Genomic DNA, 12676 nt, shown 5'->3' with positions numbered 1-12676 from the left:
AGTCCGATGACTATTCACACAAAAATTAAAGAAAGCCATCAACGATGTTGTATTCGTTTTCTAATAATTTTTGGTACTGCTCTCTATTTGCGGGCAAACCTTGTCCTGACGCTCTCACATTTTTTTCAAGAAGTGGAATTTCAGTCCCCATGACTTGTGATAAACGTTGTAAATCTTCAGCATAACAATGAGTCCGTCCAACAAAATGAAAATCGCTTATGGGTACTTTTGAAAAATGATTCTGATAGGGCCTATTTAATATTTGTAAACGGGGGTGCGTTAAAAAAAACTCAAAAACGTCTAATTTATTTTTTTCTATATTTTCACCAAATTCATTATAAATAATTTGATATTCTTCTTTAGATCTCTGCACTGCCAATAAATGCCCAAGAAGAGACCAAGCTCGCTCCACAGGATCCCTTACCCAAACAATTCGCTTCGCATTTGGGTATAGTTTAAGTTGCTCAGGGTGCGCATGAAAATGACCGTGTAAAATCTTAGTTCCGTAAGGTAAAAGTATTTTTCCACCATTGCCCACATGTTTTACTTCTTCTGGAGAATATAACTGTCTAATAGCACGGGTGCCGAAAGCTTCTGCATAACCTAGTTTTAACGACGTACCTGCCGTTTTAGGGATATGATGAGACAACCATAAAACAGTATCACTACCATCTGATTGAACTCGTAACATATTCAAAATATTTGATAATAAATTCATTAATACATTTCAATTAGTTTCAAGGACTAGAAAAAGTTGATTTATTCAATTTTCCATCCCGACATTACAGACAAAACGCCCGTAATTATTATTTATAAATAGTCTGAATGGTATTCGTTAATCATTAAGCTCACACTTAGATTTTTTCGTTTCCATTGCAGCAACAACATCAGGAAGCGTCACACGCGTAAAAATTTTCGATAGAATTGGAAAAACTTCAGGGGGGGAATCCAATATAACACGTGAAACCTCTTCCCTTTTTCCCATCACAAACTCCCTTCCTAACATAATCTCTTCATGTAACTTATAATTTGCAAAAAAGTTTTCTAAAAACCACTGATAATCAATCAATACTTCACTTTCAAAGGAAATAGACACTTTTGAAGTACGAGGTATATATCCACTTCTGTTCGTTTTAAATACATCGGCATAAGGTCTATTTTGGATCGGTCGACCTCTTAGTAACAATGCTACATATTCCTCTTGGCTGCGAAACATTCGATGTAAAATAAAAATCTCCTTTAAAGGAGACTTCACTTCTTCTCGGCTTATTTTTGCGAAATTATTTTTATCCACATGATATATGCTGCCATCCGCCAATTGGTGCTTAATTTTATAGCCTAAAATGCTATGGGGATTAACATCCTCAACTAAAACATTAGTGCTAACCAGTGATTTTACATGATTTCCTTTGATACCTACTATTTTCTTGTCTATTGATGGTAAAAAAGGGTGATTTTCATTGGTCCGATTGAGCCATTCAAAACAGACCACATCTGTAGTCTTTTGTTTCAAGAAGTCATGAATGGTGGTTTTGAGATCTTTGGGAGTCCAAAATTCATCAATATCTAAAAACATGACATGGGAGTACCCCTGCTTTTTACTGCGATTTAATTCATGCTTGTAAACCTGAGTCTGTGGAGCATCGATATCTGGTCGAAAAAACTCATCTCCATCACAAAATTCAATATGCTTTACTGAGCTTAATTTCCGAACGATATTACTGGTATTGTCAGTGGTGTTATTTACATAAACTGAAATATGGTCAAATCCGAAGTATTGATGATGCGCTAACCACTCAGGTAAATAGCAAGCTTCATTTTTTGCAATTGCAACTAGCTTTACTCGATAAGACTTTCTCTTCCTAATGCACTTGTTAATTAAAATCCATAACCAAAATAAATATTTAGAGGCTTTACGGCAAGAGAGATAAACACTGAACCTAAATCTGAATAATTTTTTTAAATTCAATTTATCAACACTCTTTTATCGAGAAATTTTCTCTTCTCAATGTTAAATTGGGACTATAGGCGGGATCATGTTCAATGATGCTTGCCCAGTTTTTTTGTAAATAATTTAGTTCTTTTTCAAATCTATCACGCTTTTCAACCGTGTCGTCGAAACCTCTGGATACTGACTCATAATGAAATAAAATAGCTTCTGCACAATAGAGATTTCGCCTTCCTAAACTCAATACTTTAAGACAGAAATCAACGTCATTAAAAGCCACTTCCAAATTAATTTCATCTAAACCATTTACAGCTAAATAATCACTCTTTTTAACCAACAGGCACGCCGCAGTCACAGCACTGAAACAGTTTGTGGCGGCTAAACGATTTAAATAGCCGCTATGTTCTCGAGGAAAATACTTATGAGCATGCCCTGCACCTCCGCCGTAGCCCATAACGACACCTGCATGTTGAATTCTGCCATCTGGATAAAGTAGTTTAGCGCCCACACAGCCGATTTCTTTTCGATTGACTTGATTTACCATATAGGACAGCCACTCAGGCTCTATCACTTCTATATCATTGTTAATTAACCCTATAATTTCACCCGAAGCATGAGTGACTGCGAAATTATTTATTGCCGAGTAATTAAACTTTTGATCATATTTAAGCACTTTAATTTGTGGATGTTTATTTAACTCATTGAAGTAATCAAGACTTTCTTGTTCGTCTGATTGATTATCAACCAATAATATTTCAAAGTTTCGATAAGTGGTCTTCGTCAATATAGACTCAACACATACGTTAACAAGTTGACGTGAATTTCTAGTCGGAATAATTAAACTCACTAAGGGGCTTGTTTCTGTATGCCAAAGCAATTTTAAAATAGGGTATTGAGCATGCTTAGTGACCTTTGCATATTTACAGACTTTATTAATGGTTGTTGGCCCCAGAGGGAAACTATTTTTATCAGCGGCAGCTTGTGAATGAACGACTACGTAAGGTAGGTGCCCTATTATCATATCTAACTCATCTAGATAAATACTAGCTAGGAAGTCAGCAATACTAGTCTGACTAACCTCTAAACGCGCTTGTTTAGCAAATACTCTGTTCGAGCGGAACCAAAGCCCAGTATTGATATAGCCCGTACTTAACAATAAATCGGGATTCCAGTCGCTATGTAGTTTGGGTGAGTGCCTTTTTCCTGAAGAAGTGATGCTGTCACTGTCAAAATAGCCAATTGAAGAGCTAGAATTTAAAAACGCTGAAACTGCTCCTTCAATTAAAGGGTGCAAAGCGTCACCGGCGTTTATTACTAAGAAGTTATTAATTTCTCTTTCGGCATCACAAGAAAAATCAAGTGAACTTTCCGACACAACTTCAAGATTAGCAGTCAAGTTATTAAGGTTATAATTGACGTTTTCTTCACCTTTAACCAAAAGAAAAACAGTTTCTATTGTGTTTATATCCGCCAAGTATTCCAAGGTAAAATTAAGTAAGCTTGAATTTCCGTTAACTACCACTACAACATTAAAAGGAATGCCTAATGTCATACCTTTCAACGACATATTTTGCTTAGATATAAGCCCTTCATATAGCTTAGCGGTCTTTTTCTTTGATGGAATACCGTATGATAAGCCGCTTTTTTGGAGGTTGCGACTATACAAAGAAGTTAACCATGGCCAGCGCTTAACCTTATTTCGAATTGATTCAGGAATGCATCCAACCATGGACTTCACTCCTATCATTATATATTTTTTAACCACACAACCTCTTAACTGAATACGATTACAAACATCTAAATGATATATTTTCAATTATGGAAATATAAATTGATGTTTTGATACTATTTTAAAATTTGCTGAATAGCACTTAACATGCTTGGTTTAACTTTTTGATAACTATAGCCTTCTACTGCTTTACTTCTGCCATTCACACCAAGTTTTACAATCAGGCTTGGCTCTTTTATCAGCAAGCCCAGAGCGTTGACGACACCTTCAATATCTTTAAAGGGAACTAAAATACCATTTTTTTCATCAACTAGTTCAGGAATAGCTCCCCATTCATATGCAACAACGGCACAACCGCTTGCCATACCTTCAATCACTGTGCGACCAAAAGACTCCTGGAAGTGGGACAAATTTAGTAAGATATCGGTATCTTTAAGTGCTTCAAAGGAGCTCTGGCAATAACCTTTCCATTCTAAATTTTGTAAGCTCGTCTGTTTTTTCCAATTCGCTGTATGTTCATTTTCAGGCCCATAAATATGAAACTCAATAGGAAACTGTTTAGCCTCACACAACTCCGCGACTTTAAGTAGATCTTCAATACCCTTTTTAGGCAGATTACTGCTGAGCAAAGAAGCAATAACAGGAAGTTTAACGCAAGGTAGTTTTGACGTAGTAACATCAATGTCAATAACATTTGGAATTAGAAAAGCTCGACTTTTGAAATCAATGAAATTCAATACTGCCAAAGAGTTAGCAATAAAATAGTCACTACTTTTTAAACAATGATTCCTAACAGTTTCAGCATCTGCCCCCAATGCTTCACACAAATCCGGATCATTGGGGGGTAACTCACGAATATGCATAACCGTCTTTCGGTTGTTTCTAGTCGCTGCGTTCAATGGCTCTGACAAAACAAGGGTATTTGCATAAACAAGTGCAATATTCAGCTGTTCAATAATTTGACTAAAAGCATCAACTACCTTTTCATCTGTGTCTCTATTTGCGTTCCACCACTGCATGGGTTGAAAAATAACTTTGCTACATAATGCAGAGACTTTTTCAACATAATCGACGTTTTCGGCATTAGGCAAAACAACAATAATATTAAAATCACTTTGCGAAAACATCTTAAGTGTGTCTAAAAAACTCCTCTCAGCACCAAAAGTATGTTCTGACACCATATGGCCGACACATAAAATGGCGGGCTTATCGTCATGGAAAAGGATTTCGCCTTCAAGTTCAGTGCGCTCTGGCAGACGACTTTCGTTCAGCAGATGTTCAATAACCGCTAATTTATTAGTTTTATGGAGATAGGCCTGCCCACTAATACTTATCACAGGGTTGCAGTCTCTGGCCTCGTGAATACCATTATTAATAAAATGTGCAACGGGCTCGACTCCCGCCTTGGCAATATCTGGATATCGCTTCAAATACCATGCTCGGTCAAACAGTTCGCTGCTTTGCAAAAGTAGCGTTAAGTTATGCTTTCTTTGGGCATCATTACCTCTCAGCATTGTCGGAGGAACAGCGAAAGGTCGCTGATTAGGTAAGCGAGTAAGATACAGCTTTTTATGAGTCTTATGCCAAGTAATAGCTGCGTCATGATAGTCCTTTCGTAACCCTTTAAATTGAGTTCGTAAATGACTCGCTTTGGTTTGAGATAAGGATTCATTTGTTGCCCGCCCGAAAGAAAGCGGTATACCAGGGAAAACCTCGACAATGGAATTAACACCATAAGATGCCAAAATACGATGATAATATTCAGTATCAGCGTTCACCGAAACGTTGTCCCAATATCCCAAACGGCGAAATACCGAACGCTTCAACATTAGTGAAGATACATTGCGATAAATCCAGCCATCTTCCATCCGCCAACGTTGAAAACGCAATTCCTCATCGGCTCTAACCCAATGTGAAACGGATGCGATAGCATTGCGCTTTTGTCGTAGCCCATTAACTTGGCATTCAACTTTTTGCGGATGTGACCAATCATCAATATCGTGTACAGTAATATACTTACCTCTGGCCATACTAAGTCCATAATTTCGCGCTCGATATGCGCCTAAATTGACGTCGTGACGAAATAACTTAATTCTTTGGTCTTGCTTCGATAGAGATTGCAGAACTTGCCATGAGTCATCACAGGAAGCATCATCAACTATGATAATTTCGAGGTTTTTCCAAGTCTGATTTAGCAAACTCCTTACTGCTGTTTTTATAGTATCTTGCGCATTAAAGCATGGAATGATAATGCTAACTAATGGCTGCAAAATATCTTTTAACGTTTTGCTACGAGGTACATTCAGCCCAACTAAATTATCTAATCCTAGTGGCTTTTCTGGATGTTTAACACTAACACCCAAAAGTTGGTTATTGACAAATAGTTCAGTTAAATCATCAGCTCTACTCTCATTATCAAGCAGCATATTTTGAGCTAGTAACTTGTTGTTAGATGTTTGCCAAACATTATCGTTAAGTAACGCTTGCGCCGCGCTCAATTTGCCCTGCCAATAATATGCATCAAACAACAACAGATATGGACCTTGATGTGCGATTAAATATAACGCCATTGGATCTTTCAAGGCTTCGGGTAAATATTGTTCTACTAGATCCCATTTTCCATAACTGCCGTACCAGCGACCAAGCACCCACCCAGCTATACACCGGCTAAAGTCACTAGAGTTACTGAACAATGTGATTAGTTTTTTCTCAATTTTGTCAGTGTTATCGGTCGACCATAACTCTTTCTCTAATTCAAATGCTTCAATTTTGCAGGGGAACCGCCCCTCGCCACGACCACAATTGGTATAGTGCTCTAATGGTTCTACTCCTGCCTCTGCCACGTCAGGGTAAGTATCTAAATACCAATTGGCATCAAAATATTTTCCGAGCTCTATGTTTTGTTCAATAACCATTTTTAATTACAATTTCTTTCAATAATAAAAATACACTAGCACTTAATAAAACGTTCGTTTTATTTTAAATTAAGTCGCGTCTTTGATTCCAATTAGCTCTGAGTAAATTTCTACAACCACCTTTTGGAGATAGAGTAAGCATTTGCTATTTTAATAAAACCCCTTTCCAAAATTATGAAGTAAAGGAAACTTATTGGCAGCTGCTAAACTATTCTGACAATAGCAATCCTCGAGTTACTTTAAAATTATCATAATAAACGAAAGTATCAGTAGAGGGGCTCCAACTCGGATCGTTTCCACCATAAAATGAGTTATACAAAAAATAATCAATCTTATTTTCCATATTTCCAGTAAAATTTAAATTGTTACGCTCTATCAGTTTTTTTCCATTAATGAAAAGTGCAGCTATGCCATCGCTGCTGCCGACTTCACTGTTTAACTTTACATATAGTGCAATTTTGTACCAGGTATCTTTAACAAACGTAAACCCTAGAGGGTCTGCTACATCATCCCCACAACGTTTTTTACGATCTTGATGGTATAAATATAAAACGGGTTGTCCGTTTTGCCTCCACATCATTCGGACAGACCAACCATTCGGATCGATAGTTTTACAGCCAGTGGTAGCCGTACCGCCTCCCAAGCCGTGCATTTTACCGCCTCTTACAAATTCAAATTGACTGTCTAATTTCATATCAAAACTGAGAGTGGCTTCAGAAACACTCTCTACTAGTTGAAAACGTTTACCAATATAGGGTGTTCCTGTTTTGCTAGGGGTGTAAGTTTGTCGAATAATCTGGCCGTATTCTAGCTCTTCACTGCTCCCCTTTACCGATAACTCAGGTTTAAACCAATTTTGGTTTAAAGCCATGCCTTCAAAGTCTTGATAGAACAAGTAATCAGTTGATTGCTGCGCTGAAGACATATGCCCTCTTAGCGCAAACAACGATAACAACGATAATAACAGCAGTAATATGAGTCTTAGCAATTTACTCTTATGCTCCTTTTTAAGTTATTGGTATATAGTCTTAAACTCACTACTCAAAATTGATACAGCAATCGGCCTTCAAAACGTCCATTTTAAAATCCTGTACAAAAGCACCAACTCCAGAGGCTACAACACTTTGGTTGGTGCCTAGAGCCCACTACTCGTCAACTAAACTTTCTATAGCTCTTTTTCTAAAACAAGTCTTAAATTTAACCTATCTAAAACGTTTTTCAACAAGCTAGAAAGCAAGAGTAAAACTGAAAACAATGACAATACCAGATTCTGCCAATTAAAGGTCATTTGGTTTAATACAACTTAACTGACTGCATAAGAAACCAACAACCATGTTAATAGTTGCCTCTAGTCTATTGCATAGATCAACCACGACGTTTATCCTTTCCGATTGGTTTATTATTGTCACAAGAATCTCTTTTGACCGACTACTCAGTTACAATTGGAAGCTATACATGTTCAGATTTTTACCTTCGGCCTCACTTTTTAAAAAACACTCTATTCGTCGGCAAGCCAAACTAATTAAAGAATCAGGTTTATTTGACTCAAAATGGTACTTAGAACAAAACATAGATGTGAAAGAGTCGGGTCAAGATCCAATTAAACATTACATTCAATTTGGTGTTACTGAAGGTCGCGCACCCAGCCCCAAATTCGACCAAACATGGTACCTATCACAATACCAAGATGTAGCTATAGCCGGTTTAAATCCTCTAGTACACTATATTGAGCATGGAATGGCAGAAGGCCGCTCTATTCAAGCCAATGATTCTAGAGCTCAGTCGATAAAACCATCAACTCCAGCGGGCGAGTTAAACAAAAAATTATGGGGTGGATTTAGTGAGCATGCGGTAAAAGATTTGGAGAAATTTGCTTACGACGATAATGGCAAAAAATCAGAGCGCGCCCATGCCCTATTAAGTTTGAGTCGGTGGTACAGTACAACGAAGGATTGGTCTAACGCATATCGTTGTTTGAAAGATATTAGACCTTTAGATATCAAACTTTATCGAGCCAAACGAACAAAATTATTACTTATAGAAAGCCTTCTTCAACTTGGGCTTTTAGATAAAGCAACAGAGTTTCTTGAGCCCACACTAGCGCAAAGGTTTGATAGTGATTTTTTATGCGCCTTGTGTAACCGCCTAGAATCAAATGAAGAAAGGCTCATAGTATTAAACAAGATATACTCACACTTCGGTTTGAGTGAAGTTTCCTTTATAGACCAATCTGAAGGTATGAAATTTGGCAATTTAACAATTGCGACCCCACCAAAAACAATTAGCGGCGGTTCTAAAATAAGTATTTTAGTCCCTGTGTATAACGCAGAAGACTTTATTTCAGTAGCGATGCAATCTTTACTTAGCCAAAGTTGGGGTAACATTGAAATTATTGCGGTAGATGATTGCAGTACCGATAACTCTCTAGCTTTACTTGAAGAAATGGCTGCATTAGATAGTCGCTTGAAGGTAGCCAAAAATACCATAAACCAAGGTGCTTATGGTACGAGAAACAAAGCCCTTAGCTTGGCCACTGGTGACTTTATAACAGTTCATGATAGTGATGATTGGTCACATCCACAGATGTTAGAAATTCAAATGGGAGCGATGTTAAGTAATCCGCGTTTAAAAATCACCTGCTCGATGATGGCTCGAGTGCATTCTAATATGAAGTTTATGCTAAGACCGCAAAGAAATAATCTCGATTATGTACATCGGAGCTACCCATCAGTTCTTATTAGAAAGCAAGACTTGGAAGCATTAGGAGAATGGGACGGCGTTTCGGCTAATGCGGATGATGAGTTTGTTCAAAGAGCCCGAATGCTTTGGGGTAACGATTCGGTTAAAGATATATTAACTGGCGTGCCTTTATCTTTCTTTTTAGTACATGAAAATTCTTTAACTCAGAATAAGAAAACTAGCCTTAACAGTTTAACCTTTGGTATACGTCAGGAGTACTCTAGACAAGCCAATTACTGGAAATCTAAAAAGGTTGAAGCGAACTCTGAAAAAATTGTTACAAATAGAAAGAGCTTAAAAGACCCCTTTCCTATCCCTGCGGGTTTAGCGCCCAATAATTGGCCGTTAAATCGCCACTACGACTTGGTTATTATATCTGACTTGAGCTTACTAGGTGGTACTAGGCGTTGTAATGAGGGATATGTAGCAGCAGCTCTAGATTCAGGTCTTAGAGTCGGTTTGTTTCATTGGCCCAGATACGATCTAAAAGTTGCAGAAATTGCCGACGAATATATGGAATTATCCTACAACGAAAATGTAGATATTTTAGTTCCTGAAGATGATATTAACGCTGATTTAGTTGTTATCCATCATCCTCCAATTTTGAAATATGAAATTGATGCTGTTCCTACTATAGATTGTAAAAAAGTAGCTATTTTAGTTAACCAATCTCCTATGCAGTTGTGGAGTGAAAAACCTCATTATTATGCAGAAAAAGATGTGAATGAGTTGACTCAAAAGTTATTTGGGAAACTACCGGTTTGGATTCCCATTTCTTCTATTGTGGAAAAAACACTGACACTTGCTGGAGGAGGTAATAATTTACTAAATGAAACTTGGTTCCCTCCTTATAGCCATGATTTACCAAAAACAGTCCCTAATCCTCCTAATGGCTTAGGTTCTAATAGACCCATAGTTCTTGGACGCCATAGCCGCGATCACTGGACTAAGTGGCCTGAATCTCATTCCGATATCTTCAATGCATATTGCGGCAACAAGAAAAATGTAAAGGTACAGCTATTAGGCGGTGCAAAAACACCTCAAAAAGTACTTGGTAAATTGCCGAAAAATTGGGAAGTGTTTAAGTTCGATTCCATCGAAATTACAGAGTTCATTGAAAGTTTAGACTTCTTCCTTCACTTTACACATGAAGATTATATTGAAGAGTTTGGTAGAAATATTATGGAAGCAATGGCGTCTGGCAGAGTAGTAATTTTGCCGGAAAGTTATGAACCAGTATTCGGTGGCGCTGCAGTGTATTGTAAACCTTCAAAAGTTGAAGATACTATTCGTGAGCTATGGAACGACAATGAAAAATACACAATTCAAACTCAACGTGGTTTTGCATTCGTAGTGGAAAATTGTAGCCGTCCTGTGGTCGCAAGAAAAATACTTAATCTGCTCAAATAGGAATGAACAAAGCCTATGATATTTCTGATTAACCTCAGACCTGCTTAAACAACGACCATCGCATTTCGCTTAAGGTCTGTAATATCAATGGATGGCTTATCTTTTTTAAGCAATAAGTCACTAATTCCGCGAGTAAATTGAGCATAAAGCCATCGCTGACTGCGATGGCTTGAGTATTTGATCAACGAAATTTTATTTTAACGGTTCATTGATTGTCTTAATGATAAAGCATTTTGAGAGCATTGCTCTATCTCATAAAGACAGGGCTTTTGCTTTCAGGTTTTCACTAAAAGTAGTGATAAGTGTAATGTGACATGTGAAAACAATCACAATTGTCATGATTTCGCTGGGTGTCATATTGCCTTATCATTGCCGTTTGCTGTTACCGTCTTCAAGTAATTGTTTTTGACATTGTGGAATAACTACTTTTCAAAAGTAACCAACATCGCAATACCACTCAAATAAATTCGTCATGCCTGTTCCTTGTGAGTGAATATTTCTTGGTCGAAAGATCCGATCACGGAACATGTAATTAGATCATGGTCTTAAACAAGATTCAGGTTAATTAACGCTAAGTATATAAATTATACTTACGACCCTATACAGCAATACCTAGAACGGACATATAAAGATTAGCAACGCTCTTTACATGTCTTTCGGGAGAAAAACGCCACGACATACTATCTGCCACATCATCCCTAACTCCCACATAAAGCGATGATAGCTCATCAATCTTATCAAACTCATTTTTGAATTTATTGGCATCAGCTCTTTCTACAAGACAAAAAGGTGAAAGCTGTTGAAGTAACTCTTTATGTCCTCCCTCAGAGGAAATAATCATCGGAGTTCCTAACATACCGGCTTCAACTATAGTACGTCCCAGAGGCTCATTTTTAGCAGTAGAAACTAACGCGTCCGTTCCTGAAACAAACCGCAAAGCATCGTAACGATATCCAGCAATGATAACATTACTTGCGACATCAGATGATATGTACTTATGCTTTAAATCATTGATCTCACTACGTACAGTTAACCCAACAGAAATAAAATAATGTCGTTTGTTAGATTTTATAGACTTTGCAGCTGCCTCAAAAAACATATCCCGACGCTTTCTTTTATTGCCATTCGCAATCATCGTAAAGACTTTGGCATCCAATGGAATGTCAAACTCATTCTTTAACCAATAACTATCTTGCTTGCGATCATAAACCCTGTCGATTGTAATTGGGTTGTCAACTACTATAACTTTATCTCTAATACTTACTGGTGCGCGATCTCTAACAAACATCGAAATTGTCAGTACCATTTCGGCCGCTAGTAAAAACTCTTCAGCTTTGGCAGGGTGCTGGAACAATCCTCGTTCATGCCATACGTGAATAAATTCAATTTTTTGTTTCAAGGCACCCCATATTCTGTGCATACCCGCATCATTTGTATGGATGATTCCAATAGACTCTTTTGTTAAATGTCTCTCGACATCAGCAGAGTGTTTAACAATACTTTGAATCACAGAGTCGTCAAAAGACGCTCTCTTATCTATACTGGGTAAATTAATAACGACGTAATCTAAACCTAGACGTATTATATAATCAACGGTTGGGCCATCTTGATCTAAAATCACGACGATCTGGAAGCCCATTTGTGACATTTTCACGGCCAAATTTAACGCTGACAAATCGGCCCCACCAGGTCTAGCTCCTTGCCAATTTCCGCGTTCTCCCTTCCTACCAGAAATTGGAAAGCCAATTTTTTTCGTCGATGTATTGTTCACAATATTAAAATCCTACTAATTAAAAATACAGGTACATGATACCGTGATAAACAAAAATATATAAATATAGATTTACATTTTAAGTAAATTCAAAGTGTCGGCCTTTTAACATTTTACGCTCTATTCATAGGCGATTATTTTCTTTCCCAAATCTATTAAACTCA

7 protein-coding genes are annotated in these 12676 nt (G+C 37.4%); 1 reads left to right on the top strand and 6 read right to left on the bottom strand.

Annotation, left to right across the window (positions count from 1 at the left end; all coding sequences use genetic code 11):
• Positions 1 to 25: 25 nt before the first annotated feature.
• The 5 genes from ABWV72_RS07710 to ABWV72_RS07690 all read right to left on the bottom strand — a co-directional run bounded on the left by ABWV72_RS07710 (position 26) and on the right by ABWV72_RS07690 (position 7517).
• The gene (locus tag ABWV72_RS07710) at positions 26 to 718 is read right to left on the bottom strand and encodes a sulfotransferase family protein (protein WP_353369759.1); all 693 of its coding nucleotides are present in this window, start codon (positions 716 to 718) and stop codon (positions 26 to 28) included.
• 117 nt (positions 719 to 835) lie between these two features.
• Positions 836 to 1969: a glycosyltransferase family 2 protein gene (locus tag ABWV72_RS07705; RefSeq protein WP_353369757.1), complete on the bottom strand. Its 1134-nt coding sequence runs from the start codon at positions 1967 to 1969 to the stop codon at positions 836 to 838.
• Between the two features lie 4 nt (positions 1970 to 1973).
• Positions 1974 to 3677 carry a glycosyltransferase family 2 protein gene (locus tag ABWV72_RS07700; protein WP_353369755.1) on the bottom strand — a complete coding sequence of 568 codons (1704 nt, stop codon included), beginning with the start codon at positions 3675 to 3677 and terminating at the stop codon, positions 1974 to 1976.
• Positions 3678 to 3793: 116 nt separating this feature from the next.
• Complete coding sequence (locus ABWV72_RS07695; protein WP_353369753.1) at positions 3794 to 6592, bottom strand: glycosyltransferase; 2799 nt, start codon at positions 6590 to 6592, stop codon at positions 3794 to 3796.
• Between the two features lie 208 nt (positions 6593 to 6800).
• Positions 6801 to 7517 (bottom strand): polysaccharide lyase, encoded by a 717-nt coding sequence (locus tag ABWV72_RS07690; RefSeq protein ID WP_353369751.1) that lies wholly within the window; start codon positions 7515 to 7517, stop codon positions 6801 to 6803.
• 530 nt (positions 7518 to 8047) lie between these two features.
• On the opposite strand from ABWV72_RS07690, the gene ABWV72_RS07685 reads away from it, so the two are divergent.
• Positions 8048 to 10741 carry a glycosyltransferase gene (locus ABWV72_RS07685; protein WP_353369749.1) on the top strand — a complete coding sequence of 898 codons (2694 nt, stop codon included), beginning with the start codon at positions 8048 to 8050 and terminating at the stop codon, positions 10739 to 10741.
• Between the two features lie 598 nt (positions 10742 to 11339).
• Here the strand turns inward: ABWV72_RS07685 and ABWV72_RS07680 are convergent.
• Positions 11340 to 12512: a glycosyltransferase gene (locus ABWV72_RS07680; protein WP_353369747.1), complete on the bottom strand. Its 1173-nt coding sequence runs from the start codon at positions 12510 to 12512 to the stop codon at positions 11340 to 11342.
• Between the last annotated feature and the right edge of the window lie 164 nt (positions 12513 to 12676).

This window comes from Aliiglaciecola sp. NS0011-25 (assembly GCF_040370605.1).
Taxonomy (GTDB): Bacteria; Pseudomonadota; Gammaproteobacteria; order Enterobacterales; family Alteromonadaceae; genus Aliiglaciecola; species Aliiglaciecola lipolytica_A.
The sequence above is the reverse complement of the archived record's forward strand: the minus strand, read 5'-3'. Positions and strand labels throughout refer to the sequence as shown.